This window comes from Ciceribacter sp. L1K22 (assembly GCF_017599385.1).
Taxonomy (GTDB): domain Bacteria; phylum Pseudomonadota; class Alphaproteobacteria; order Rhizobiales; family Rhizobiaceae; genus Allorhizobium.
On the sequence record NZ_JAGFPK010000001.1, the window covers coordinates 3,231,436 to 3,257,223 of the forward strand.

The 25,788-nt window shown below is 57.1% G+C and carries 26 protein-coding genes; 10 read left to right on the forward strand and 16 right to left on the reverse strand.

Annotation, left to right across the window (positions count from 1 at the left end):
• Nucleotides 1-147: 147 nt before the first annotated feature.
• The 4 genes from J5J09_RS16045 to J5J09_RS16060 all read right to left on the reverse strand — a co-directional run bounded on the left by J5J09_RS16045 (nt 148) and on the right by J5J09_RS16060 (nt 4,931).
• On the reverse strand, nt 148-717 hold the full coding sequence (locus J5J09_RS16045; RefSeq protein ID WP_208552198.1) for a CarD family transcriptional regulator: 570 nt from the start codon (nt 715-717) through the stop codon (nt 148-150).
• A gap of 336 nt (nt 718-1,053) precedes the next feature.
• Nucleotides 1,054-1,392, reverse strand: a complete 339-nt coding sequence (gene fdxA / locus J5J09_RS16050) for a ferredoxin FdxA (RefSeq protein ID WP_208552199.1) — start codon at nt 1,390-1,392, stop codon at nt 1,054-1,056.
• A gap of 164 nt (nt 1,393-1,556) precedes the next feature.
• Nucleotides 1,557-1,961 carry an RNA-binding S4 domain-containing protein gene (locus J5J09_RS16055; RefSeq protein ID WP_208552201.1) on the reverse strand — a complete coding sequence of 135 codons (405 nt, stop codon included), beginning with the start codon at nt 1,959-1,961 and terminating at the stop codon, nt 1,557-1,559.
• A 6-nt stretch (nt 1,962-1,967) separates the two neighbouring features.
• On the reverse strand, nt 1,968-4,931 hold the full coding sequence (locus J5J09_RS16060) for a helicase-related protein (RefSeq protein ID WP_208553610.1): 2,964 nt from the start codon (nt 4,929-4,931) through the stop codon (nt 1,968-1,970).
• Between the two features lie 265 nt (nt 4,932-5,196).
• Here J5J09_RS16060 and J5J09_RS16065 point away from each other — a divergent pair, with 265 nt between their 5' ends.
• Genes J5J09_RS16065 through J5J09_RS16075 form a run of 3 tightly spaced genes read left to right on the forward strand, consistent with a single transcriptional unit; the run spans nt 5,197 to nt 6,644 of the window.
• A complete protein-coding gene (locus J5J09_RS16065; RefSeq protein ID WP_208552203.1) occupies nt 5,197-6,177 on the forward strand; it encodes an alpha/beta hydrolase in 981 nt (326 codons plus the stop codon).
• Nucleotides 6,178-6,213: 36 nt separating this feature from the next.
• On the forward strand, nt 6,214-6,369 hold the full coding sequence (locus tag J5J09_RS16070; protein WP_208552204.1) for a DUF3309 family protein: 156 nt from the start codon (nt 6,214-6,216) through the stop codon (nt 6,367-6,369).
• A gap of 20 nt (nt 6,370-6,389) precedes the next feature.
• Nucleotides 6,390-6,644 (forward strand): glycine zipper domain-containing protein, encoded by a 255-nt coding sequence (locus tag J5J09_RS16075; RefSeq protein ID WP_208552206.1) that lies wholly within the window; start codon nt 6,390-6,392, stop codon nt 6,642-6,644.
• A gap of 62 nt (nt 6,645-6,706) precedes the next feature.
• On the opposite strand, the gene J5J09_RS16080 is transcribed toward J5J09_RS16075, so the two are convergent.
• The gene (locus J5J09_RS16080) at nt 6,707-7,432 is read right to left on the reverse strand and encodes a beta-ketoacyl-ACP reductase (protein ID WP_208552209.1); all 726 of its coding nucleotides are present in this window, start codon (nt 7,430-7,432) and stop codon (nt 6,707-6,709) included.
• An 88-nt stretch (nt 7,433-7,520) separates the two neighbouring features.
• Complete coding sequence (locus J5J09_RS16085) at nt 7,521-8,702, reverse strand: acetyl-CoA C-acetyltransferase (protein ID WP_208552211.1); 1,182 nt, start codon at nt 8,700-8,702, stop codon at nt 7,521-7,523.
• Between the two features lie 237 nt (nt 8,703-8,939).
• Between J5J09_RS16085 and phaR the strand changes: the two genes are divergently transcribed.
• Complete coding sequence (gene phaR / locus J5J09_RS16090; protein ID WP_208552212.1) at nt 8,940-9,515, forward strand: polyhydroxyalkanoate synthesis repressor PhaR; 576 nt, start codon at nt 8,940-8,942, stop codon at nt 9,513-9,515.
• A gap of 219 nt (nt 9,516-9,734) precedes the next feature.
• Here phaR and rpmF read toward each other — a convergent pair whose 3' ends face one another.
• From rpmF to mtgA, 3 genes are all read right to left on the reverse strand, one after another.
• Nucleotides 9,735-9,920: a 50S ribosomal protein L32 gene (gene rpmF / locus J5J09_RS16095; RefSeq protein WP_208552213.1), complete on the reverse strand. Its 186-nt coding sequence runs from the start codon at nt 9,918-9,920 to the stop codon at nt 9,735-9,737.
• 151 nt (nt 9,921-10,071) lie between these two features.
• Nucleotides 10,072-10,719, reverse strand: a complete 648-nt coding sequence (locus tag J5J09_RS16100; RefSeq protein ID WP_208552214.1) for a glutathione S-transferase family protein — start codon at nt 10,717-10,719, stop codon at nt 10,072-10,074.
• A 71-nt stretch (nt 10,720-10,790) separates the two neighbouring features.
• Complete coding sequence (mtgA, locus tag J5J09_RS16105; protein ID WP_208552215.1) at nt 10,791-11,489, reverse strand: monofunctional biosynthetic peptidoglycan transglycosylase; 699 nt, start codon at nt 11,487-11,489, stop codon at nt 10,791-10,793.
• A 170-nt stretch (nt 11,490-11,659) separates the two neighbouring features.
• Between mtgA and J5J09_RS16110 the strand changes: the two genes are divergently transcribed.
• Together J5J09_RS16110 and J5J09_RS16115 are read left to right on the forward strand one after the other, a co-directional pair.
• Nucleotides 11,660-12,574, forward strand: a complete 915-nt coding sequence (locus tag J5J09_RS16110) for a polyprenyl synthetase family protein (protein ID WP_208552218.1) — start codon at nt 11,660-11,662, stop codon at nt 12,572-12,574.
• A 55-nt stretch (nt 12,575-12,629) separates the two neighbouring features.
• The gene (locus tag J5J09_RS16115; protein ID WP_208552220.1) at nt 12,630-13,262 is read left to right on the forward strand and encodes a LysE family translocator; all 633 of its coding nucleotides are present in this window, start codon (nt 12,630-12,632) and stop codon (nt 13,260-13,262) included.
• Nucleotides 13,263-13,321: 59 nt separating this feature from the next.
• Here J5J09_RS16115 and J5J09_RS16120 read toward each other — a convergent pair whose 3' ends face one another.
• The 3 genes from J5J09_RS16120 to J5J09_RS16130 all read right to left on the reverse strand — a co-directional run bounded on the left by J5J09_RS16120 (nt 13,322) and on the right by J5J09_RS16130 (nt 16,578).
• Complete coding sequence (locus tag J5J09_RS16120) at nt 13,322-13,984, reverse strand: OmpA family protein (protein WP_208552221.1); 663 nt, start codon at nt 13,982-13,984, stop codon at nt 13,322-13,324.
• 73 nt (nt 13,985-14,057) lie between these two features.
• Nucleotides 14,058-15,308, reverse strand: coding sequence for a flavodoxin-dependent (E)-4-hydroxy-3-methylbut-2-enyl-diphosphate synthase (gene ispG, locus J5J09_RS16125; protein ID WP_208552225.1), 1,251 nt, complete (start codon nt 15,306-15,308; stop codon nt 14,058-14,060).
• Between the two features lie 73 nt (nt 15,309-15,381).
• Nucleotides 15,382-16,578, reverse strand: a complete 1,197-nt coding sequence (locus J5J09_RS16130; protein WP_208552228.1) for an MFS transporter — start codon at nt 16,576-16,578, stop codon at nt 15,382-15,384.
• A gap of 161 nt (nt 16,579-16,739) precedes the next feature.
• Here J5J09_RS16130 and J5J09_RS16135 point away from each other — a divergent pair, with 161 nt between their 5' ends.
• From J5J09_RS16135 to J5J09_RS16150, 4 genes are all read left to right on the forward strand, one after another.
• Nucleotides 16,740-17,639 carry a DMT family transporter gene (locus J5J09_RS16135; RefSeq protein WP_246745858.1) on the forward strand — a complete coding sequence of 300 codons (900 nt, stop codon included), beginning with the start codon at nt 16,740-16,742 and terminating at the stop codon, nt 17,637-17,639.
• A gap of 96 nt (nt 17,640-17,735) precedes the next feature.
• On the forward strand, nt 17,736-17,936 hold the full coding sequence (locus tag J5J09_RS16140) for a DUF2892 domain-containing protein (RefSeq protein WP_208552234.1): 201 nt from the start codon (nt 17,736-17,738) through the stop codon (nt 17,934-17,936).
• A gap of 19 nt (nt 17,937-17,955) precedes the next feature.
• On the forward strand, nt 17,956-18,948 hold the full coding sequence (locus J5J09_RS16145) for an efflux RND transporter periplasmic adaptor subunit (RefSeq protein ID WP_246745859.1): 993 nt from the start codon (nt 17,956-17,958) through the stop codon (nt 18,946-18,948).
• Nucleotides 18,948-22,145, forward strand: coding sequence for an efflux RND transporter permease subunit (locus J5J09_RS16150; protein WP_208553612.1), 3,198 nt, complete (start codon nt 18,948-18,950; stop codon nt 22,143-22,145). The genes J5J09_RS16145 and J5J09_RS16150 overlap by 1 nt, the downstream gene beginning before the upstream one ends.
• A 42-nt stretch (nt 22,146-22,187) precedes the next feature.
• Here the strand turns inward: J5J09_RS16150 and J5J09_RS16155 are convergent, their stop codons facing one another.
• From J5J09_RS16155 to J5J09_RS16170, 4 genes are all read right to left on the reverse strand, one after another.
• Nucleotides 22,188-23,351: a M20 aminoacylase family protein gene (locus tag J5J09_RS16155; RefSeq protein WP_246745860.1), complete on the reverse strand. Its 1,164-nt coding sequence runs from the start codon at nt 23,349-23,351 to the stop codon at nt 22,188-22,190.
• Nucleotides 23,352-24,167: an ABC transporter permease subunit gene (locus J5J09_RS16160; protein ID WP_208552236.1), complete on the reverse strand. Its 816-nt coding sequence runs from the start codon at nt 24,165-24,167 to the stop codon at nt 23,352-23,354.
• 1 nt (nt 24,168) lies between these two features.
• Nucleotides 24,169-24,897: an ABC transporter permease gene (locus J5J09_RS16165; protein WP_208552238.1), complete on the reverse strand. Its 729-nt coding sequence runs from the start codon at nt 24,895-24,897 to the stop codon at nt 24,169-24,171.
• Nucleotides 24,898-24,971: 74 nt separating this feature from the next.
• Nucleotides 24,972-25,715: a transporter substrate-binding domain-containing protein gene (locus tag J5J09_RS16170; RefSeq protein ID WP_246745985.1), complete on the reverse strand. Its 744-nt coding sequence runs from the start codon at nt 25,713-25,715 to the stop codon at nt 24,972-24,974.
• Between the last annotated feature and the right edge of the window lie 73 nt (nt 25,716-25,788).

Below are 25,788 nucleotides of genomic sequence, written 5' to 3' on the forward strand. Positions count from 1 at the left end.
CGATTAAGATCACGAAAACCTAAGACCAAAACACCACCTGACCGCGCACCTAAAAACAAGAAAACCCGCCAAGCAAAAATCGGCGGGTTTGTCAGCAGTCTGAAGGCGTCCTGAACGGACGCCTTTTTGGTAACTCTTTGCCGGCTTTTATGCCGCCTCTTCCTGCGCGTCGTCCTCTTCGACAACCTTTCCGCGCTTCGGACCCTTGTTGAGATTGGCTTCGATAAGGCGCACCGCTTCAGTTTCCGACATTTTATTCACCGCGGCAATTTCACGAGCCATTCTGTCTAAAGCGGCCTCGTAGAGCTGTCGCTCGGAATAGGACTGCTCAGGCTGGTTTTCGGCCCTGTAGAGATCCCGGACAACCTCGGCGATCGATATCAAATCACCCGAATTGATCTTTGCATCATACTCCTGCGCGCGGCGGGACCACATGGTACGCTTTACCCGTGCCTTGCCTTGTACGACCTTGAGTGCGCGATCAACAAAATCGGTTTCCGACAGCTTGCGCATGCCAATGCTCACAGCCTTAGCGACCGGAACCTTGAGACGCATCTTGTCTTTCTCGAAATCAATGACAAAAAGCTCAAGCTTCATGCCCGCAACTTCTTGCTCCTCGATGGCCGTGATGGTACCCACCCCGTGAGCAGGATAGACGATCGATTCGCCGGTCTTGAAGCCTTGACGGATCGGGGATTTCTTCTGCTGGTTCGTCATTCGAATTACAAACTCCCTGTTATGCTTCCAGCCCAAGGCCGGCGCCGGGTCGATTCAGGCCCGGATGAGACGGGGGAAACCGTCAGGTCACACGTTGCTGATCCTATAAACAAAAGCCGACATGCCCTCGGCCCTAATCTTGACGCGACTTATGTCTGCGCAGTCGCCAAGACCTAGCCCGAAGCATGCTTGTTTTGTGAAAATTAGGGCATACCCATGCCTAAAGTGGAACAGTTTTTGTGTTGTAGCACAAAAGCATGCGGAAATCAATATTTTGCTGCTTGGCTACGCTGCGCCTTGCCTGCCACTTCATTGGACCGGGTGAGAACCGAACAGTCAGTCACCCTGACCGGGGTTTGGGGAGAAAAATTTCTCGAGCTTCCCTTCTAGGCCGTCCATCTCTTTGGCTTCCGGCAGAGCATCGCGCTTCGTGGTGATGTTAGGCCACACTTTTGCATATTCCATATTAAGCTTTAACCAGGAGTCGAGACCCGGTTCTGTGTCAGGCTTGATGGCTTCAGCCGGACACTCCGGTTCGCAAACCCCGCAATCGATGCACTCATCGGGATGTATGACGAGGAAATTTTCGCCCTCGTAAAAACAGTCGACCGGACAGACCTCCACGCAGTCGGTGTACTTGCAGCGTATGCAATTGTCTGTAACGACGTACGTCATGCGGGACTCCAAGCCTTCTAATATTTTTTCGCCGACAGTCTGACAGCAGCCAGAACCCGTCCGTTGGCCGCTCCAATTTCTGTCGGAGCCAATGAGCTATTGGCTCGGCTGCGCTATAGCAAGGATAAACCATCCTGAAAATAGCTGAAAAGGAACAGAGTTTTCTAATCGCTGTCGTCTGCGACGCTGGGACGCAAGGCTGCTATAGCGCGGCGTTCACGTTTCGTGGGTCGCCCGCTTCCGGGCTTGCGGAGGGCCTGGTGTAGATGTGTAAGGCGCTGCTCGCCAGTCTTTGACGGCGTCACATCTTCATAAAGAAGCCGAGCCTCGGAATACGGACCCCGCCTGTCGGCGATTCCCTTTACAATGAGGACGCTATCCGCATGCTCGAAGGAAAGCTCTAAGCGGTCTTCAAGTGTAACGAGGCGGCTTGCCTGATGAACCGCGTTGCCATTGATCTTGATATGGCCTCCGCCGATATACGCTTGCGCAAGAGACCGCGATTTCACGATGCGGGCGAAATAGAGCCACTTGTCGACACGTTGACGATGTTCCGCAGCGCGATCCATGACGTCCTATTTTTTCATCTGCTCCTTGAGCGCCGCCAGCTTCGCGAAGGGAGAGTCGGGATCGAGGGGTCGCTCCTTGCGGGGCGGATTTGCCTCAAAACGAGCTTGCTGGGGCTTTTGCCGACGATCATCGCGCGACGATTTCGAATGCCGACCTTTGCCATCGGGAGCCGCGGCCCTGTCTTTCTTAGAGCTATGCTCCTCGCGGTTTCCGCCAGTCCTTGGCGGGCCCTTTCGGTTTTCGCCGTGACGACCTTGAGAAGCTTCATCACGTCGCGACCGCCCATCCCGAGTGAGAGCGCGCTCGCTACGTTGCTGATCATTCCGCCCGCCCGGCCGCCAAAGGAGAACTGGTTTCGGTTCAGATGAAGCCGCCTCTTCATCAATACCAACCGCCGCCTCTTCAGTATCTGCCTGGGACGTCTCGGAAGTCTCCTCCGTCACCTCAGAAGCAATGGGAGGAACCGGGGACCCCGGCACTATGTCGGCTGCGTCGGAAGTGACTGGGTTTTGCTTCTGCAAGAACTCCGCTGCTTCGGCTGCCGAGACAACATCGGCGCGATAGCCAAGTCCCTTGAGGATTTCTTCTATATCATCTGGTGTCGCCCCTAGAATCGACAACATCGCAGTGGTTGCGGTGAACCGACGGCCATCATAAGCACCCTCAGGGCGTGGACCCTGTCCCGGCTTCCACTGCAAAAGCGGACGAATGAGGTCCGCGAGCCGCTCAAGTATGTCGATACGAACTGCACGTTTTCCGAGAAAGCGGAAACCGGCCAGTTTGTAGAAGGTTCGCTCGAAGCCACTATCCGTGGCGACCGAGGTCCGACCTGCCGCAAGCACCGGTATCAATTCGCCATAGCCGGCCTTATCGAGACCATCATTCTTCAGGGCCCACAACAAAGTTATCAATTCGGCCGGCGCTGGCTTCAGCAACGCAGGCATGAAAACGTGATAGGCACCAAAACGTACGCCGTGACGCCGCATGGACGCACGAGCGTCCTGATCGAGAGACTTAACGTCATCGGCCACATCTCGACGGAACAGAACCCCCAGATTTTCCACCAACTGAAAAGCGAGACCTTTTGCAAGACCCTGCAAATCCTCGGCTCTCGAGAGATCATCGAGCGGCTTCAGAACGGTCGCGATATGGTGATTCACAAAGCGCTCGATACGGGCAACCACATGTTCCCTGGCGTTACCCGAAAGCTGCTCGTCCGCAAGTAGGATCACCCGAGGATGAAGGATGTGATCACTTCCCGTGAGACGACCCACCGGGTCGCCGAGCCAACGGACCAAACCGTCGGAGCTAAGCGCGAGGTCGCTGTTGCCGCAGGCATGCAGTCGAGCGGCGCGCGCTTCAAACTCGAGATGCAGCGCCTTTTGGGCAGCAGACTGGACAGCCTTCGCATCGGGGCCGTCCGTGCCGGCGACGGTCGTGAAACGAAATCCCGCCAATTGCCCCATCAGATGACCTTCCACGAAGACGTCACCATTAACACTGATTTCTGCTTCCAGCATCGCATTCTCTCTTAAGCGCTTCATGAGCACAGATGTCCTGCGATCAACAAAGCGTTTCGTCAACCGTTCATGTAACGCATCGGACAACCGATCCTCGATTTCCCGCGTCTTTTCTTGCCAGTGTGTCGGATCGGCAAGCCAACCCGGCCGATTGGAGACATAGGTCCATGTTCGGATCTGCGCAATCCTGGCGGACAGCGTGTCTATTTCACCATCTATTCGATCGGCCCTTTTGACCTGTTCCGCCATGAAGTTCTCGTTGACCGTGCCGTGACGTACGAGATCGAAAAACAGCGTGGAGATCAGATCCGCATGCTGCGCAGGTGTGATCCGGCGATAGTCAGGCAAAGCGCAGGCTTCCCAGAGCTTTTCCACTTTTTCTGCATCAGTGGCAGCATCTCTGATCTCCGGGTACCGCGCCAGATATTCAAGCGCCTGCTGATCGACGGCCGGCAAAGCCCTCGCAAGACCACCAATCTGCGGCGCCGCGTCAAGACTCCGGCGCAGTGCATCTATGGATGAATAGTCGAGACGCGCCGTGCGCCATTGCAGGACCTTGACGGGATCGAATGCATGTACCTCCAACCGTTCAACCAGTTCATCATCGAAAGGCGCCACCCGGCCCGTGACGCCGAAGGTCCCATCCCGCACATGACGTCCAGCACGACCTGCTATCTGCCCAAGCTCACCGGGATTTAGGTTCCGAAACTGATAGCCGTCAAACTTGCGATCCTGTGCAAAAGCAACATGATCAACGTCAAGATTGAGCCCCATACCGATGGCATCTGTCGCGACCAGGTACTCGACATCGCCGGATTGGTAGAGCGCCACCTGTGCATTGCGTGTGCGTGGGCTCAAGGCGCCAAGAACGACGGCTGCACCGCCACGCTGTCGCCGTATGAGTTCAGCGATGGCATAAACCTCATCGGCGGAAAAGGCCACAATAGCCGTACGCTGCGGAAGACGCGTGGTCTTTTTTTGTCCTGCATAGAGAAGCTGCGAGAGACGGGGGCGCTCGACGATTGTTATACCGGGCAGCAGCTGAAGAAGGATGGACTTCATCGTTGCCGAGCCAAGCAACAAAGTCTCGTCTCGTCCACGCAGGTGCAGTAGCCTGTCCGTAAAAATATGTCCGCGCTCGAGATCGCCAGCCAACTGTATCTCGTCGATGGCCACGAAAGACGCTTTCGTATCCCGTGGCATTGCTTCGACCGTACAGACGGAAAACCGGGCCGCTACAGGTGTTATACGCTCCTCTCCGGTGATTAAGGCGACCTGCGCAGCACCAACCTTTTCGACAAGACGGCCGTAGACTTCCCGGGCGAGCAGCCGAAGAGGCAATCCTATGATACCCGAGCCATGAGCGATCATCCTTTCGATCGCGAAATGCGTTTTCCCGGTATTGGTCGGCCCCAACACGGCAGTTACACCGCGACCGGTCAGGATCATGGGATGCGATGTCAACCTTAAACTCCACGACTAGACGCCACGTTGGCGACGTCGACAATCAAATGGCTATGAATTTTCAGAAAGGCAAGCGACGGAACTCACCGCGGCCGAAAAATGCCGATGACGGAATGAGGTCCGGGCGGTAACGCCAGGAATTGGCAAGTGCCTGCAGTGAGAGGAAGGCGCAATGACCTGGAGCTTCCGGCATCCGACCTCGATGGGAACATTTTCGTGCCCTTTTCGTTGAAGCGCCGAGGTCAAGAACATGTCCCTTCCGCTTCCACCCCCCGAACAACTTTCGGCTTTCCCCGGCCACAACTTCGCGCTGATCCACGGGTTGGGAATGGCGCCAGTCTTCTGGCGGCTTTACGCACCCCAATTCATGCTTGAGCACAAGACGATTGCCTATCCCCTCCCCGGCCATGACGGATGGCCGCTTCCTGTCGCGGGTCAGCCACTCTACACCCAGCAAATAGTTTCGGCATATGCGAATGCGATCGAACGAGATTTCCGAGGCCAGCCTGTTACGTTATTCGGCCATTCCACCGGTGGCTTCGTGTCCCTTGCGATCGCGGCAGCCAGACCCGATCTTGTTCGTGCGATCGTGCTGATCGGTGGATTCGCCTGCGGCCGATTTGAGGGACGTGAGCGCCTTGCTGCGCGCCTGCTGCGGATACCACACATCGGCCCCGCCCTTTTTCAGACTTTGTTCAAGAGATGGATTTCCACGCGGGAGACCTTCCGCTCAGGCTCCATTGATTGTGTCTACGATAAGTCCTGCCCTTGGGAGAGTGACGAGACACAGCAGATGATGGAAGACGTGCGGGTGCGTCTTCAGTGTTGTCGCCCGGAAGACGTGGGTTCAGTCGTCCGTTGGTTCCAGAACAGCACTCTGCTGGATCATCTCGAAAAGATCACCACACCCGTTCTCAATCTTGTTGGTGCAAATGACGAGATTGTCCCCGCGCATCATCAGCTCAGATTGGCACGAAGCATGCCTAACGCGATGACGGTACTGTTTGGCCAGACAGGACACCTCCTGATGGTCGAAAGGCAGAGCGAGCTAAACAGGATTTTGTCCCGCTTTAGCGCTGCCCCCTGGATCGTGATGTCGCCGGGAAGGTCGGCACGGATAACCAAGCCTCGTATTACCTCCGCTCAGGCGGAGGGTTGGGTAGCGACACGGGGATCTCTGATCGCCCGTTTCAAAACGGCATGGGGAACAAAAACTGCGCAGATTCATTAAGGGACAGATCGCGAAGCATCCAAAGGAGAGGTTTACATGCTCGGTACGATTTTGCTGGTGGTTCTAATCTTGTTGCTGATCGGTGCCTTGCCGAACTGGGGCTATAGTCGGTCATGGGGTTATGGCCCGTCCGGCGGACTGGGGTTGGTTCTCGTGATTGTTCTTATCCTGCTCCTTATGGGCAGAATTTAAATCAACCGTCGGAGTACCTCATGAAAAAGATTCTTCTCTCTATCGCCCTTATTGGCACGTTAGCATCTTGCACGGCGACCGAAAAAGGCGCGGCTACCGGCGCGGCCGTTGGCGGCGTCGTGGGTGGCGTTGCGACCAATTCTTGGGGTGGCGCAGCAGTCGGAGCCGCGGTTGGCGGTGTTGCTGGCGCATTGATCGGCCAAGCTCAGGACCGTCCTGGTTATTGCGTATATCGCGACCGCTACGGCCGCACTTACGAAGCGCGTTGCCGCTAAAGCGCGTTTCAAGTCCAAATGAAGGGGTCGCAGTTACGCGGCCCCTTTTCTCATGGGTTCTCTTAAACGAAGAACTGCCCGCCGTTGGCCGAAATTGTCGACCCGGTTATGAAGCCCGCATCATCGGAAGCAAGAAAAGATACGCACCGGGCAATTTCTTCCGGTTCCCCCAGCCGACCGACCGGTATCTGGGGGATGATGCGTTCGTTGAGCACTTTTTCAGGGATGGCCCGTACCATTTCGGTGCCAATATAACCCGGGCAGACAGCATTGACAGTAATGCCCTTCGCTGCGCCTTCCTGGGCAAGCGCCTTGGTGAAACCTAGATCACCCGCTTTAGCCGCTGAATAGTTAGCTTGTCCCATCTGACCCTTCTGGCCGTTGATCGACGAGATATTGATGATGCGACCGAAGTTCCGGTCCCGCATTCCGGTCCACACAAGATGGGTCATGTTGAACAGGCCTGTAAGGTTCGTCCCGATCACCTCGTTCCATTGCTCGGGGGTCATTTTGTGGAACATGGCGTCCCGAGTGATGCCAGCATTGTTGACGAGCACTTCGACCGGGCCGATTGCCGCTTCAACATTCGCGACGCCAGCGGCACAAGCCTGATAGTCGGAAACATCCCACTTGAAGACCGCAATACCTGTTTCCGCTTCAAACGCCTTGGCCTTCTCGTCATTACCGGCGTAATTGGCGGCCACACGATACCCTTGCTGCTTGAAAGCAATGGAAATGGCCGCTCCTATGCCGCGCGTGCCGCCTGTGACCAACGCTACCCTGCCCATGTATGTCCTCCCTCATTAGACGCCACGATTGTTTTTGGATGAGCTCCTCTACGGGAGCCTTAATCGTCACCAAGGAGATTGCGTGTCGTCACAGTGCTTCAAGGCACATCGCCACACCCATTCCTCCACCGATGCATAATGTCGCTAGCCCTTTCTTTGCGCCCCTCCGTTTCATCTCAAACAGCAGGGTGTTGAGAATACGGGCCCCGGAAGCGCCCACTGGATGGCCAATGGCGATGGCGCCGCCATTGACATTCACGATTGATGTGTCCCAGCCGAGATCCTTGTTGACGGCGCAGGCCTGTGCGGCAAACGCTTCGTTTGCCTCCACCAGTTCGATATCGCTGACTTTCCAGCCGGCCTTCTCCAGCGCCTTTCGAGACGCCGGGATCGGCCCGGTGCCCATGATCTTCGGGTCAACGCCAGCCGTCGCCCATGATGCGATACGAGCCATCGGAGAAATGCCGCGGCGAGCAGCTTCGGCTTCGGTCATCAGGAGGGCAGCCGCTGCACCGTCGTTGATTCCGGATGCGTTGCCAGCCGTGACACTGCCTTCCTTGTCAAAGGCGGGTTTCAGCTTCGTCAAGCTATCTAAAGTCGCTCCGTGACGGATGTATTCATCGGCATCGACGGTGATGTCTCCCTTGCGGCTTGAAACGACCACCGGAACAATTTCATCCTTGAACTTGCCCGCTTTTTGCGCCGCTTCGGCCTTGTTCTGTGACGAAAGAGCGAATGCGTCCTGCTCGTCGCGGGACAACTGCCACTGCCGGGCGACATTCTCCGCGGTTATTCCCATGTGATAACCATAAAACGCATCGGTGAGACCGTCCCTGATCATCGTGTCGACCATCCGCATGTCGCCCATCTTGGTCCCCGACCGCAGATGCGCGCAATGGGGTGCCATGGACATCGATTCCTGACCGCCGGCGACGATAATCTTGGCATCTCCAGTCGCGATCTGCTGCATGCCAAGAGCAACCGCGCGAAGTCCCGAGCCGCAAAGCTGGTTGATACCCCATGCCGTCGCTTCCTGCGGAATGCCGGCTTTCATCGCCGCCTGACGAGCAGGGTTTTGCCCCTCCCCCGCGGTGAGTATTTGTCCGAGAATGACTTCATCGACTTCCTCGCCGGCAACGCCGGCGCGCTCCAGCACGCTCCTGATCACCGTGGCGCCAAGCTCATGGGCTGGAACCGATGCGAATGCACCGTTGAACGAACCGACGGGAGTACGTGCCGCGCTTGCGACAACGATTGACGTGATGCTCATGGTGTCTCCTCGGACGTGTTTTTGCTGTGCAACGAAACTGGCAAAGCTTTATGTGAGAGTCAAATGAAACAGGGCAGCATCGCTATCGTCTTTTGGTTGTATGAACACCTGGTGATGAAGCAGGAAACAGACGCAAATCCCGCATCGCACAAAGAGATTGTCAGGACGCTCCGTTTGCGATTACAGTTGTCTTGGGAGAAGGCAATAATAATCAAATCTATGGGTTAGGAGACCGACATGGCGAAGGCCGAGGGCGAGATCGTTATCAAAAAATATGCCAACCGACGGCTCTATAATACCGGCACCAGCACTTATGTGACGCTCGACGACCTGGCCAAGATGGTAAAGAAGGGGGAGGACTTCACGGTCCAGGATGCCAAGACGGGCGAGGACATTACCCATTCGGTCCTCACACAGATCATCTTTGAGCAAGAGTCCAAAACCGGCAATACATTGCTCCCGATTTCGTTCCTGCGGCAGCTTATAAGCTACTATGGCGATCAGATGCAGATGGTTGTTCCGAGCTTTCTGGAACATTCCATGAAAGCGTTTGCGGATCAGCAAAGTCAGATGCGCGATCAGATGGCGAAAGCTTTTGGCGAGATGCCTTTGTCAAAAAATCTTCACATGCCGATGCAACTGGTCGAAGAGCAGGTAAAGCGCAATACCGAACTTTTCCAGCAGGCGATGCAGATGTTTTCACCGTTCCTCGGCCCACAGACACCCAAGGAAACCAAGAAGCCTGAGGCGAAGGATATTGACGAATTGAAAGAGCAGTTGCGGTCGCTGCAGAACAAGCTCGACAGCCTTTAACAGATGCCCGGTTCTTTCAGTCGGAAACGTCAATCAACAAGGCCGGCAGGTCGGTCAACAAAACTGGTTGCGGTGCCGAAGAAGCGGTTCTGCCAAGAAGATTTTTGATTAGCGATATTGGCCGCACACCGGGTCATCTGTTTGAGATGAGGCCCCAATAGCGCCCGCAAAACAAAAGGCCGGACAAGCCGGCCTTTACGCGTCATCATTAAGAAATGATTATGCATTTTCCTTCGGCGTCAGAACCTGACGACCGCGGTACATCCCGGTCTTGAGGTCGACGTGATGGGGACGGCGCAGTTCGCCGGAATTCTTGTCTTCAACGTAGGTCGGAGCCTTCAGACCATCAGCCGAGCGGCGCATACCGCGCTTGGACGGGCTTGTTTTTCTCTTCGGTACAGCCATTTCAACTACTCCACATGACGGGTAAAACATACTCGCCAGCCTTACAAAAGGGCCGGACCTCGCATGTCTCGATCTCGGAATTTGGCGGGCTTATACATGTCCCCCGCGCCTTTGACCAGTCCCTAGCGTGATTTTTTGCTATACCCCTGACCTACACCTCGTCTTCAGGGACAAGCCATGACTCCTGAAGCGCAGCGTCTCGCCATTTAATCCAGGACGGATGCGCCTGCATCGTCTGCATGTACCCCAGGCTGTCGCTGTCATCGACCAGTTCGTAGATGCTGAAACGGTTCACCACAGGAGCGAACATCGCATCTGCGGCGCTAAAGTCGCCGAACAGGAACGGTCCTCCTGACTTCGCCAATAAACCGTGCCAGAGTGCCCGAATTCGCGCGACATCGTCCATGACGCCGTCAGGGAGATCTATTCGTCCCGGGCGTCGCCGGATATTCATGGGGCAGGCGTTGCGCAGCGCCCGGAAGCCCGATGCCATCTCCATGGAGATCGATCGGGCGATAGCACGGTCACTCACATTGCAAGGCCACATCCCGGCGTCAGCATGGATCTCTGCCAAATACTCGATAATGGAAAGCGATTCCCAGATCTTCAGCGCTCCGTGCTGGAGAAGCGGGACACGACCCGTCGGAGACACCTCCTTGAGCTTTGGGTTTCCCGCGGGGAAATCGAACGGAATCAAATGCTCTTGAAACGGGATGCCACGTGCATCCATGGCAAGCCATGAACGAAAAGACCATGATGAATAGTTCTTGTTGCCGATGTAGAGAACGAGATCAGCCATGTCGCACTCCTGTTAAGTTGCAGCCGACTAAACAGATTTCGCCTAGGATTGACCAACAAAAGTTCGTTGAATCAATCATAAAGACAAGTGATGTAGTCTCCCGATTGACGAGCCCGTCGCTCAATGACGGCTGCCAACCTGTTCATGGAGCGGCTGGGCTTGCTCGCGACACGCTCTATAGGGTTAGGCAAGGAAACGGCAAGCAGTGCGGACTGCCTCTGGCTGAGCTTCGCGGCAGAAGTGTTGAAATGATGCCGCGCAGCGGCTTCGATACCGTAGATGCCGGGCCCCCACTCCGCAATGTTCAGGTAGATCTCCATCATCCGTCGTTTCGACCACGTCAGATCCGAGACGAGAGCGAGGGGGAGTTCCAGCGCCTTCCGGATGAAAGATCGGCCGTTCCAGAGAAACAGGTTCTTCGCAGTCTGCATTGGTATCGTGCTGGCGCCACGAGTAGCCTCACCAGATAACGTATCCTCAACGACGGACCTCATCTGGGTCCAATCAACACCATAGTGTGAGCAGAATTGTCCATCCTCGGACATCATCACCGACCTGACAAGATTTGGTGAAATGTCATCAAATGCCACCCATTGGCGATCATAGCCGCTAAAAGTCGCCAATTCGGCGATCATCAAGGTGGACACCGGCCGCACAGGTGGCAGGGCATAAAGGAAAATCAACAGATAGGGCAGGATGATCAGAAAAAGTGCGACGTGAACGGCACGGGCCAACAAGGCACGAGGACGGGCTCTCACTTCCGCTGTCATGCGAACACCACCTGCACGATTGCCAACGACTGCTTCCTCTGCTTGTACTCCGGCTCTGCAATCTCTTTAGCGAGACCATGGCGGCATGACCAGTACTCGACACGCGACGAGTGTCGCCTCCACGTGCGATTCCCGTTGCCTGTCCTCGGTTGCCGTGTCACATAGCGCTTATGATCCGCAGCGACGACGCCTTCCAAACCAGCCTTTCATCCTATGCCGAGACGGTCGAAGCCCGCCTCGCGATCCTTCTGGATCGCGCCACTCAAGTTGGAGAGTTGGCCCGTCCACAGCAACTGATCGAAGCCATGCATTACGGGGCATTGAACGGGGGCAAGCGCCTGCGACCATACCTCGTAATGCAATCGACGCGCCTCTTTGCGGGAAACGACGAAGCGGCGCTGCAGATCGGTTGCGCGCTGGAATGTCTGCACAGCTATTCGCTCGTCCACGATGACCTTCCTGCGATGGACGATGATGACATGCGCCGCGGCAAACCGACGGTGCATGTGAAATACGACCAGGCGACCGCCATTCTCGCTGGCGATGGTCTCCTTACGTATGCTTTCGACATCATAGCGTCGCCGGAAACGCCCCTGCCGGACGCTGCCAAGGTGGCTCTGGTCCTCGAACTCGCGCGCGCGGCCGGTATCGGCGGAATGGCTGGCGGCCAGATGCTCGACCTCGCTGCGGAGAAGGCGCAGCCGGACGAGGCGGGAATCGTCATGCTCCAAGCCATGAAAACTGGCGCTTTGCTGCGTTTTGCCTGCGAAGCCGGCGCAATTATTGCTGGAAGTAACGCACAGGACCGCAGCCGTCTTCGGCAGTTCGGGGAGATCATCGGCCGCGCGTTTCAACTGGCGGATGATCTTCTGGACGTCACTTCAGATCCCATCACCATGGGGAAGGCAACCGGGAAAGATGCCGCCAAGGGAAAAGCAACGCTTGTGCGCCTCAGGGGTGTCGAATGGGCGCATGAAGAACTTGAAAAGCTCGCGACCGAGGCGTGCGGCGTGCTCAGTCCTTTCGGTGACGCCGCACAACCCTTGAGAGATGCGGCACGTTTCATCGCCGGTCGAAAGAGGTAGGGCGCCGCTTCCTTCTGGTTAGAACAGGTGTTGGAAAACAGCGGAGAAGCACTTGATGATAGAAGTCATCTACCACTGGCCTCAGCTCGCGAGTGCATACCTCGTTTATCTCATCGCAGTACTCAGCGCCGGACCAGCCACCCTTGCGATCGCCTCGACATCCCTGAGCCATGGACGACGACACGGGATAACGATCGCCGCCGGGATTTTCTGCGGGTCGATGACTTGGGCGATCGCCGCTTCTCTAGGGCTTGCCGCCGTCCTGTCACACTACGCTCAAGCTCTGGTTTTGATGCGTATCCTAGGCGGCCTCTATTTGCTGTACCTTGCCTGGCGCGCTTTTCGCTCGGCCGCAAGCAGCACAAACAGGCTGAGCGTTGCGAACGCGAGGATCAGCCTGAAAGGTGTATTTCTAAAAGGCTATGCCATACATATCACGAACCCGAAGGCCATCTTTGCATGGCTGGCAATCATCTCTCTAGGCCTACCGGCAGAAGCCACTTCGGCGGCCGTGGTATCCGTCGTTTGCGGCTGCCTGATCACCGGTTTCACAGTCTTTATGGGCTATGCAATGCTTTTCTCGACACCCGGGGCGCTGCGCACCTATGATGCAGCACGCCGCTACATTGATGGAACGCTTGCGGTGTTTTTCACCTTTGCCGGCTTCAAGCTCTTGATGGCCCGCTGATATGAAGAGGGCGCCGCGCGTTGCGCGACGCCGTCCCTTGCCCAACCGGCCCCTTAGAGTCAGGCCTTGATTGGGGCGATCTGGATCTCCACGCGACGGTTCTGCGCCCGGCCTTCCGCTGTGGAATTGGGCGCAACCGGTTGGCTCGGACCGAACCCCATGGCCGAAACGCGGCGGGAATCGACGCCCTGGCCGAACAGATAGTTAGCCACGGACTGAGCGCGGTTCTGAGACAGCTGCTCGTTGTGCTGCAGGCTACCGGTGGAGTCCGTATGTCCGTTGACGTCGATGAGCGTCTTGTCGAACTTCCGAAGGACGATCGCAACCGAGTTGAGAGTCGGATAGAACTGCGGCATGACCGCGTATTGATCAGTCGCGAACGTGATGTTTGACGGCATGTTGAGTATAATGCGGTCGCCGTTACGAGTGACAGAAATCCCGGTCCCCTGAAGTTGCGCGCGCAGCTCCGACTCTTGCCGATCCATGTAATTGCCGATCATGCCGCCGGCCAGACCGCCGATGGCGGCACCAACCAGAGCGGAATCACGCCGCCCGGTAGCCGAACCTCCGACAGCAAGGCCGCCGAGTGCGCCGGCCGCCGCACCGAGCATCGCACCGCCTGCGGTGTTCGACATCTTCTGCTCACCGGTGTAGGGATCGGTGGTGGTGCAGGCACTGAGATAAACGGCCGCGAGAGCCAGAATGGGCAGCTTCTTCAACATCGGTCATGATTCTCCATCGCGATTTGATCAGCGAGCAACATAACAATTACGGCGATATGAAGATAGCGGCCGCTCACTCAGCGGCGGATCTCTGGCCGTAGCGTTTCTCGATGTAGTCGATCACCAGGGCCTCGAAATCAGCGGCGATGTTGGGACCGCGCAGTGTCATCGCTTTCTGCCCATCGATGAACACGGGAGCGGCGGGGCTTTCGCCCGTGCCTGGAAGCGAAATACCGATATCGGCATGTTTGCTTTCGCCGGGTCCATTGACGATACAGCCCATCACGGCGACATTCAGCCCCTCAACCCCGGGATATTTCTCCCGCCAGACCGGCATATTCTTGCGAATGTCGTCCTGAATCCGCTGCGCCAGTTCCTGGAAGACCGTTGATGTCGTTCGGCCGCAGCCGGGACATGCCGCAACAACCGGTATAAACTGCCTAAATCCCATGACCTGCAGCAGTTCCTGCGCCACCTGAACCTCACGGGTGCGGTCTCCATTCGGTTCGGGGGTAAGCGAAACGCGGATCGTATCGCCGATGCCGTGTTGCAGGAGGTACCCCATGGACGCAGAAGAGGCGACAATACCCTTCGACCCCATGCCCGCCTCTGTCAGTCCAAGATGGAGTGCGTGGTTCGAGCGGGCCGCAAGCATCGAATACACGGCGATCAGATCCTGAACTTGGCTCACTTTGGCCGAAAGGATGATCTTGTCCCGCGAAAGACCTATCTCCTCAGCGAGTTCTGCAGACAAAAGGGCAGACTGGACGATGGCTTCCCGTGTCACCTGTCGAGCCGACAACGGAGAGCCGGCTCCCTGATTCTTGTCCATCAGGCTGGTCAACAACTCCTGGTCAAGCGAGCCCCAGTTCACACCGATACGAACGGGCTTGTTGTAGCGGATCGCCATCTCCACGATCTCGGCGAATTGCTTGTCTTTCTTGTCCTTGAAGCCGACATTTCCGGGGTTGATGCGGTATTTCGCGAGGGCCTCGGCACAGGCTGGATGATCCGCAAGGAGCTTGTGGCCGATGTAATGAAAGTCGCCTACCAAAGGGACGTCCAGCCCGAGCCGCAGCAACCGCTCGCGTATTTTCGGCACTGCGGCCGCACTCTCATCACGGTCGACTGTGATGCGCACGATTTCCGACCCGGCCTTGTGGAGTGCCGCGACCTGCGCGACCGTCGCGTCAACGTCGGCGGTGTCGGTATTGGTCATCGACTGGACAACGACCGGCGCCCCGCCCCCTACGCCCACGCCGCCAACATCCACAGCGACAGAAGGGCGACGGGGCTTGGGATCGAAATCGGCTATATCAGACATGGGTCCGCGTCTCCTGGAGACAGTTCTTTGCCTTTCAGGTGGCTTAAGCAATGCCCCTTGTCAACAGCTTCAGCTAGCGAACATGATCCACTGGTCGATCGGCATGTCGCGCCAGGTTAGACAATCCCAGCACCACGATATTGAGCATGGAGACACCAGTAAAGACGATCGAAAGCGAAGTGTGTTCGGCAACGAAGCCGATAAGCGATGGTGCGAAGAGAATGCCGGAATAACCAAGCGTGGTCACCACCGACAGCCCGACACCGGCCGCCATGCCGGGCGCATTGCCAGCCGCGGAAAATGCGATCGGCACCATGTTGGATATGCCTACGCCCGCAATACCGAAACCCAGTAGCGCAACGAAGACATTCGGCGCCAAACCGGCAACGACCAATCCAGAGAAGGAAAGCACCGAGCAGATGCGTAGCGTCCTCACGGCCCCAAGCCTGTCGCGCACCCAATCCCCCATGAACCGCATGATCGCCATCGTCAGCGAAAATGCAGCGAAGGCGAGACCTGAAAGGCCGATATCGGCGGAAAGTTCGTCTCGAAGATAGATTGCCCCCCAATCGAGAATCGTACCTTCGGGTATCATGGAGAAGAGAGCGATAATTCCTATAAGCCAAGGCAAAGGAGAGATCGGCAGCCTGGCTCGCGTTGACACCTCTTCCAAGTGGGGCGCGTCTTTCAGGATCATTGGGCGGGCGATCAGGAACAAAGCAAGCGATGTCGACGACACCATCACGGCATGGAGGGAAACTCCGGCGGCAGCAATAAGATAGCCGCCGATTGAGGAGCCCAAAAGTCCCCCCAGACTCCAGAACGCATGGCAAGAGGACATGATGGAGCGACCCATTCGACGCTCCACCTCCACCGCATTGGCATTCATCGACACGTCCATCGCGCCGGTAAGGCCGCCGAAGAGAAAGATTGCCATCGCACCGCTCCAAATCGAGGGTGCGAAGGTGACGCCTAGAATGGTTGGAATGAACAGAAGTGTTGCAACCTGGACCACCCGGTTTGAGCCGAGGCGGGCAATCTGAGCGCCGGCCAGCGGCATCAGAAGGACCGACCCGACACCGAAAGCCAGCAACATCAATCCTAGATCTGCTTCCGACAACGCCAGTCGACCGGCGAATTCCGGAATCTTGGGCGCCCATGATCCCATCACGAAGCCGTTTAGAAGAAAGAGCGTGGCCACGGCGACTCGGGGACGTGGAAAAAGACGAGCCCGCTCTTGCAGGGCTCGATCGAATGCTTGGTCGGACATCAAAGACTCCTCAGGACCGGCGCACGCTATTTAAATCGATTGTATTCTCAAGCCACTTTCCTGCAGCAAGTCGTCACGTTTTATTTCAATCGTAAACTCTGGTCGTGTTTGACAACCGGCTGAGAACGGAGAAAAAAGTTACATGACGCATGGAGTGGTCTATGCGTTTATCACTCAAGATTGAGACAGGTGCGCCGGTGGCAGGTAGTGTTGGCTTGGGCATTCTGCTGACGAGCCTTTCGTACTTCCTGTTCACCCTTCACGACGGCGTCATCAAGCTTTTGGTCGAAACGACTGCGGTTTGGCAGATTCTCTTCTTCCGCAGCGCCACCATATTAGCGGGATGCTTTCTTGCCGGAGGCGCATCCCTCGCGAAAGAGGCCGCACAATCTTCTATCATCAAGCCAATGTTGATCCGCAGTGTGCTGCTTCTCGCTGCATGGCTTTCCTATTATAACGCTGCCAGATTCATGCACTTGGCAGAACTCACCACGCTCTACTATGCGGCTCCGGTGGTTGCGACCTTGCTCGCTGTTCCAATCCTTCGCGAACAAGTGACTGTCGCGCGATGGGTCGCGGTGGCTATCGGCTTCGCCGGCGTTGTCATCGCGAGTAATCCCGTCGACCTCAAGATCAGCTGGCAGGTCTATCTGGCCCTGCAGGCCGCGTGCCTATGGGCGCTCTCGACGGTTCTACTGCGCAAGACGGCAATGGGCGCAAGATCGCTGGTCCAGATGTGCATCACCAATCTTTTCTTTCTGTTCATGACCGGGGCGATGCTGCTTCATGTCTGGCACACACCAACGGTCACCGAGGCGGCCTTGCTGGTATCTACAGGCATCATAGGCGGCCTGGCGCAGTTGGCGTTCTTCGAGGGCATGCGACGCGCGCCCGTCTCGGTCCTGGCGCCGTTCGAGTACACCTCGCTGATTTGGGCATTTCTGTTGGGTTACGTCATCTGGGCAGACGTCCCGACCGCAAATGTGTTCATCGGCGCCGCACTCATTTGTGGCGCGGGGTTCGTCATCGTCTTCAGCGAAAGGCTCAAGCTGAGGCGGTGACGGGAGTCACTGCCCCGGAAATATCACAACTACGCCATTGTAATTCCGCAGCCTTCAATATATATGTTATTTCATATGTATATTTTGGAGGTCCTCATGTCCCTTGATCGCGTCATCCTTGCCTTCGCCGGCGTGATGGTATTGCTGTCCGTCGCGCTGACAGCCTTCGTCCCTCCCTACTTCGTGTGGCTGACAGTTTTTGTAGGCGTCAATCTGCTGCAATCGGCTTTCACGGGCTTCTGTCCTGCCGCAATGATTTTCCGCAAGCTTGGCATCCGTCCCGGCTCCGCCTTCTGATGGATGAAGGAGCAGTAAAATGACAAAGCGCCGTCTTCCGACGTTGATAGCCTATTCTATGCTGTTGCTGTGGGCGTCTCTGAGCACGGCGGCACTCGCGGAAACCCTTCGCCTGGAAGCCACGACGATTCCCGACTGGAAGGCGGTGTATGGTCGCGTAGAGGCCCGCGACAGTGTCCCGGCACGGGCTCGCATTGGCGGCACTGTGATGGAGCTCAACGTTACGGAAGGTGACAACGTTGGCGCGGGTGATATCATTGCGACCGTCCGCGACGACAAAATCGGTTTCCAGATTGCAGCTCTCGACGCCCAGTTGAAGGGTCTGAATGCCTCGCTTGAAAACGCTTCCGCGGAACTGGCGCGGGGCGAGGAACTGATCAAACGAGGCGTGACCACCGCACAACGGCTAGACGCTCTGCGGACGCAAGTCGACGTCGTCCGCAATCAGATTGCCTCGGCAGAAGCACAACGCTCTGTCATCATTGAGCAAAGCAAGGAAGGTGCCGTCCTGGCACCGACCTCGGGCAAGGTCCTGAGCGTTCCAGTCACGCGCAATACAGTCGTCATGGCCGGCGAATCCGTCGCCGTTATAGGTGGTGGCGGCTTCTTCCTCCGCGTTGCCATCCCGGAACGGCACGCCGCCCTCCTTACCGAAAACAGTATCATTGAGATCGAGAAGGGTAATGGCAGCTCCACGTCGGGCCGACTTGCCAAGATTTACCCCGAGATCGACAGCGGCAGGGTAATAGCCGACGTCGAAGTGGATGATCTGCCCACCGAGTTCGTCAACAGGCGTCTACTCGTGCGCATCCCGGTCGGAAAACGATCGGCTTTGGTCCTACCTCAGACATCCATCGTGAGTCGCTTCGGCATCGACTACGTGACTGTCCGGACAGGGGATGGCACGGCGGAGCGTACGGTGGTCACATCACGTCCGTTCACCTTCGGCGGCGTTGATGTGGTCGAGATACTGACCGGGCTGCAAAGCGGCGAAGAAGTGGACCTGAAATGATGAAACCCGGTCTCGGAATCGCAGGCTCACTTACCAGGGCATTCATAACCTCGCCATTGGTCCCACTCTTCCTGCTTGCCGCCTTTGCATTGGGCCTGGTCGCCTTGATGACATTGCCGCGCGAGGAAGAGCCCCAAATCTCGGTTCCCATGGTGGACATCATCGTCCGCGCGAACGGTTTGAAGGCGGAAGACGCCGTCAAACTCGTGACGGAGCCTCTGGAAACGATCATCAAGGGCATCAACGACGTCGAGCATGTCTATTCTCAGACCGCGGACGATCAGGTCATGGTGACCGCACGTTTTGTGGTCGGCACCTCCGGAGACACGGCGGTCCTTCGTGTCCACGACAAGATTCGAGCCAATCTAGCCTCCATTCCAGTCGGTATCCCCGAGCCTCAGGTCATCGGAAGAACGATCGATGACGTCGCGATTGTGACGCTGACGCTAACACCGTCGAGAGATAAAGGAGCCGGCTTTACCGCCAACGATCTCACAAGGATCGCTCGCGAGTTAAGAGCCGAAATGTCCAAGATCGACAACGTCGGTCTGAGCTATCTCATCGGCGAAACCGGAGAGGCGATCCGAATTGAGCCGGATCCAGAAAAGCTTGCTCTCTACGGGATAACTCTAAGACAACTGTCGGACAAAGTCGCCGGCGCGAACAAGGCATTTCCGACAGGTCTGCTTCGCCAGTCAGGCCAGCAGATCGAGATGATCGCTGGTGAAACGCTGACCACGTCAACCGAAATAGCCAATCTGTTGCTGACGACCCGAGACAATCGGCCTGTTTATGTCCGCGATGTCGCAGACGTATCCTTTGTCACCGATACCGCCGAATCGAGAGTCTCGACGGTAACACTTCGGGAAGATGGTTCCCTGGATCGCGTACCGTCGGTAACTCTGGCTATAGCTAAGCGGGCGGGTTCGAACGCCGTCATTGTCTCGGAAGAAATCCGAGACCGGGTCGAGATGCTGAAGGGCACGTTGATTCCGGATTCCATGGATGTCGAACTGACGAGGGACTACGGCGAGACGGCAAATGAAAAGGCCAACGAACTGCTATTCCACTTGGCGCTTGCCACCCTCTCGATCATTGCTTTGGTCTGGGTTTCCATCGGCCGTCGCGAAGCATTTGTTGTCGCAATCGTCATTCCGGTGACGATCCTGCTGACGTTGTTCGCGGCGAACATCATGGGGTACACGCTTAACCGCGTATCCCTCTTCGCCCTGATCTTCTCGATCGGCATCCTTGTCGATGACGCGATAGTTGTTATCGAGAATATTGCCCGTCACTGGGGAATGGCCGACGGAAGAGGGCGACGCGAAGCGGCAGTCGACGCTGTGGCGGAAGTCGGCAATCCGACCATCGTTGCCACGCTCACAGTCGTCGTGGCCCTGCTTCCGATGATGTTCGTCTCCGGGATGATGGGTCCCTACATGAGCCCCATCCCGGCGAACGCATCCGCCGCGATGATCTTCTCGTTTTTCGTTGCGGTCCTCGTCACACCTTGGCTGATGCTGAAGATTGCTGGCAAGGGAGTAGTTCACCACGACGCCGCGCACACCACCGGCGGAGCACTGGGGCGTGGATATGCCGCCGTTGCTCGCCCGATACTCGCGAGCAAGTCGCGAAGCTGGATATTCCTCGCTGTGGTGGGCGCCGCGACAATAGGCTCGCTCGCGCTGTTCTACACCCAAGACGTGACAGTCAAGCTTCTGCCCTTCGACAACAAGTCTGAACTTCAGGTCGTGGTGGACCTGCCCGAAGGATCGTCGGTCGAGGCGACCGACGCGATTATTCAGGCGGTGGCAAGTATTGCCTTGACCACACCCGAAGTCCGATCCGCACAGACACATGCAGGCAGCGCATCGCCTTTCGATTTCAACGGCCTTGTCAGGCATTCCTATCTCCGAGCCGCACCTCAAATGGGGGACGTCCAGATCAATCTCAGCCCAAAAAGCGAACGGTCACGGACCAGTCACGACATAGCCCTCGATCTGCGGAGACGCCTTCAGTCGGAGTTGCAATTGCCGCCGGGAGCATCACTCAAAGTGGTGGAGCCGCCTCCGGGGCCGCCGGTCATGGCGACCCTCCTGGCTGAAATCTACGGTCCAGACGCGGAAACGCGCCGCGCTGTGGCAGAGAAGGTCAAGCAGGCATTTTTGTCCGTGCCGTTCGTGGTCGACGTCGACGATAGCTACGGCCTGCCGGCGCCACGCTTGCGGGCCACACTTTCGACGGACGACCTGGATTTCTACGGCGTCTCCGAGGCAGATGTCTTCGACACTCTCTCGATCCTGAACGGGTCCACGGTGATCGGCTACTCGCATCGCGGCGGAAGCCGTCCGCCGATACCGATCGAGGTGGCTCGTCCGAAAGGCGAACGAGTGCTGGATGAAGCATTTCTGGCCACGCCCATTCCGGCCAACCTGCTACCAGGATCGCGGGCGGTGGTCGAACTTGGAGATGTTCTGAAGATCAGCAAAGAACAGGCCTCTTTCCCGATCTTCCGACACAACGGGCGTTACGCCGAAATGGTAACGGCGGAACTGGCGGGCGAGTTTGAAGCGCCGCTTTACGGTATGCTTGCCGTCCAGAAGGCCATCGAGACGACGGACTGGAACGGCATTCAAAAACCCGAGATATCCCTTCACGGCCAACCGGATGACGAAAGCGCTCCCGTCCTACTCTGGGATGGCGAGTGGGAAGTCACTTGGGTAACCTTCCGGGACATGGGTGCCGCGTTCATGGTGGCCATGCTGGGAATCTACATACTGGTCGTCGCACAGTTCGGATCGTTCAAGGTTCCGCTCGTGATCCTGACACCGATCCCGCTAACCTTCATCGGCATCATGATAGGACACTGGATACTTGGCGCACCTTTCACCGCAACCTCGATGATCGGCTTCATAGCCTTGGCGGGCATCATTGTGCGCAACTCGATCCTGCTCGTCGACTTCATCCGTCATGCACCTACCGGCGATCGGCAGCTTGCGGATGTTCTTCTTGAAGCGGGAGCAATCCGCTTCAAGCCCATCCTGCTGACGGCACTTGCGGCCATGATTGGAGCGGCGGTGATACTCGCCGACCCCATATTCCAGGGACTGGCTATCTCTCTCCTGTTCGGACTTGCCTCATCAACGCTTCTCACAGTTCTCGTGATCCCGGCAATTTACCGAGTTCTGCGAACCTGAAGCATCTTCCGGCTCCGTCAAATCGACAGGCGGGGCCGGCCGTCACTTGGACGACAGGTAATCTTCTACCAATTCAACCCAAAACGCCGTGCCTGTTGGCAGAATGTCGTCGTTGAAATCGAACTTCGGATGATGCAGCGGTGGATCGTTTTCCGTCTTCGCGGTCCCGAGAAAGAAGTAAGTGCCCGGCCGCTCCTGCAGCATGAAAGCGAAATCTTCACTCCCCATGATCGGCTGCGGCATGTCGACGACATGCTCCCCGCCTGCAAACCGCATCGCCAGTTGACGGACGTAATCGGTCTCCGACTTGTGATTGATCGTCGGCGGATATCCGCGTTCGTAGTCGATTTCCACGGACACGCCGTAGCTCGCGGCTTGCGCTTCTGCAATGAGGCGGATCCGCCGTTCGAGTTCGTCTCGAACGTTATCGTCCAGCGCACGAATGGTGAGTTTCATCTCCGCCCGCTCGGGAATCACGTTGCTGGCGATACCGCTGTTAAAGGCTCCGACCGTGATGACAGCCGACTGAAGCGGATGAATATTCCGAGAGATCACAGTCTGTAGCGCCATGATAATGCTGGCGCCGGCCACGATCGGGTCGGCAGCTTCCTGCGGCTCGGCTCCGTGTCCGCCACGACCGACAACGGTGATTTTGCATTCATCGGCGGACGCCATGATTGGCCCCTCGCGAAACGCGAACTGGCCGAACGGCATGCTGGGATCATTGTGAAGCGCAAAGATCGCGTCGCAGGGAAATTTGTTGAAGAGACCGTCATCCATCATGATTCTGGCGCCGCCGAAATTTTCCTCAGCCGGCTGAAAAATCAAATGTACGGTGCCGTCGAAACTTTTGCGTTCAGCAAGAATTCGTGCAGCACCCAGCAACATTGCGGTGTGACCATCATGTCCGCAGGCATGCATCACGCCCGGATGCGTGCTGGTGTACTCTGCCCCCGTTTCCTCGAGGATCGGTAGCGCATCGAAGTCCGCCCGGATGCCGACGCTGCGGCGACTCGTGCCGTTTCTCAAGGTTGCAACGACCCCCGTCTTGCCAAGCCCGCGCGCGACCTCGTATCCCATGGTAGATAGCTGCTCAGCCACGAAGTCGGAAGTCTTGAACTCGGACAATCCAATCTCCGGTATCTGGTGAAGATAACGTCGATTTGCGACGATTTCCGGCATATGATTGGAAAACTGGATAGTCATTTACACACCACGCGTTGGAACTCGGTTTTCGAAATAGCGGAAAAATGCGACGAGTGCACCCGTCAGGCAGAGATAGATCAGCGCCAGAAGAAGAAGCGGTTCGTAGGTTAGAAAGGTCTCCTGCCGCACCTTTGAAATGACGGCATAGACGTCAACAACGGTAATGGTTGCAACCAGGGGCGTCGACTTGAGTTGGAGAACTGTCTCCCCGTTGAGGGTCGGAAGGGCTCGATTGATCGCACGCGGCAGCCATATTCGCCGAAACGTCGTAAACCTACTCATCCCGAAAGCTCGGGCTGCCTCCAGTTCCCCCCTCGGCACTCCGGCGAAGGCACCGCGCATGACCTCTCCTTCATACGCCGCGAAGGAGAGCGTTAGCGCCGCAAAACCATAAGGCCCGGCCTGCCGCAGATAGGGCCAGAGGAACGACTGCCTGATCTCGGGATATTGTGCAAAAATGGAGCCGAGACCGTAGTAGAGCAACCACAGCTGCAGCAGCAGCGGGGTGCCCCTGATCAGCGTGCAGAAACCTCTTGCAAGCCAGGCCAGCGGCCTTGGTCCAGCGACTTGAACCAATCCGATCGGCACCGCAAGAAGAAAGCCTACAAACGCGGTGGAGAAAAGCAGAACGAGCGTTTCCCAGATGCCGTAAAGGAGGCGCGTCTGGTAACGAGGCAGCCAATCCCACCTCATGAACCATATCGCGCAGAATACGACCAGGGCGAAGAAGGCCATTAATATGATGCGATGTGGCTCGAGGAGGCGACGCGCGGGAGGCGAAACATAGGCCGGTGATGTCGTGTTCACATCCGACATCTCAGATCGGCTCCGCAATGCCGCGGCGGGCGCGGCGTTCTATGATCGAGATCACAACGTTGGAGACAAGCGTGAGCGATAGGTAAAGCACGCCGGCCGCGCAGAAAAACAACATGTACGCCTTCGTGCTGCCGGCGGCCTGACGCGTAACAAGCGTCAACTCACTAAACCCGACGACCGCCAGAAGGGCCGTGTCCTTCGTTGCGATCAGCCATAGGTTCGCCAGACCCGGAAGAGCAAATGGCAGCATTGCCGGAAGCGTGATGCGCCGCATGATCTTCCAGGGAGACATACCATAGGCCCGGGCCGCTTCGATTTGTCCGGGTGGAACAGCTTTAATGGCACCTCTCAGCACCTCTGTGGAATACGCGCCCTGGACGACGCCAATGACAAAAATCCCCGCAGCCAGGCCGCTGATATCGACCATCGGCAATCCGAAGAGGGTCAATAACGCGTTCACCGCGTCCGTTCCTGCATAATACAGGAGGAGGATCAGCACGAGCTCTGGTACGGCCCTGATCACGGTTGTGTAAACTTCCAGGAGGTCGCGCAGGATCGGCCCACCATAGAGCTTGCCGGACGCCCCCCCGATCCCGATGACGAGACCAAGCCCATACCCACCAATTGCGAGCTGAAGTGAACTTGCAAAACCGCTCAGAAGGACGCCGCCCCAGCCAGGAGGCGACAAGGCAAGCAGATCGAGATTGAGAAAGCCGGTCTCTGCGGCCATGGGCACGGATCCACGTTCGCGGGCGAGGCCGGCCCGCATCGCGTTAGGATACGGGCCGAAGCGAGGTCGAAGGCTCAGCCGCCGTAGATATCGAAGTCAAAGTACTTCTTCGAGAATGTGTCGTATGTGCCGTTTGCGCGGATCGCCTTGATGGCCGCGTTGATCTTGTCTTTCAACTCCGCGTCGCCCTTGCGCACCCCCACGCCAACGCCTGCGCCAAGGATGGCCGGATCATCCTTCACGTTCCCTTTGTGCTCACAGCAGGTGCCCGCATCCGACTTGAGGAACGCATCGAGTGCGATGGCGTCAGCCTGTACCGCATCGATGCGGCCTGCGGCCAAATCCTGGTTCGCCTCATCCTGCGTCTGATATTCCTTGATCTCGGCAGCAGTCGGACCGAAATATTTCTGCGCATAGTCGGCGTGTACGGTCGATACTTGGACGCCAATGATCTTCCCGGCAAGCCCTTCCGGCGTCGCTTCGAACGCCTCTTCCTTGGGTCCGATAATCCCCGTCGGGGTGTTGTAGTACTTGTCTGAAAAATCGATCGTCTTCAGTCGCTCCTCGGTAATCGACATCGAACCGACGATCATGTCGATCTTGTTAGACGTCAGCGCCGGGATGATGCCGTCCCAAGCTACGGGTGTGATGACGCACTCGAGTTTTGCCTCGGCGCAGATCGCTTCCATGAACTCGACCTCCCAGCCGACCCACTTGCCCGCGGCGTCTGGCGACGTGAACGGCGGGTAGGGTTCGGCAGCGAAGCCTACTTTCACCTCAGCGGCAGAGGCCTGCCCGGTAATGGCAACGCCGACCATCACCGAGAAGATCGCGATCTTGAGAATGTTTTTCATGTCTTTCCCCTGTTTTTCGTTGTTTATGCCGGGCTTT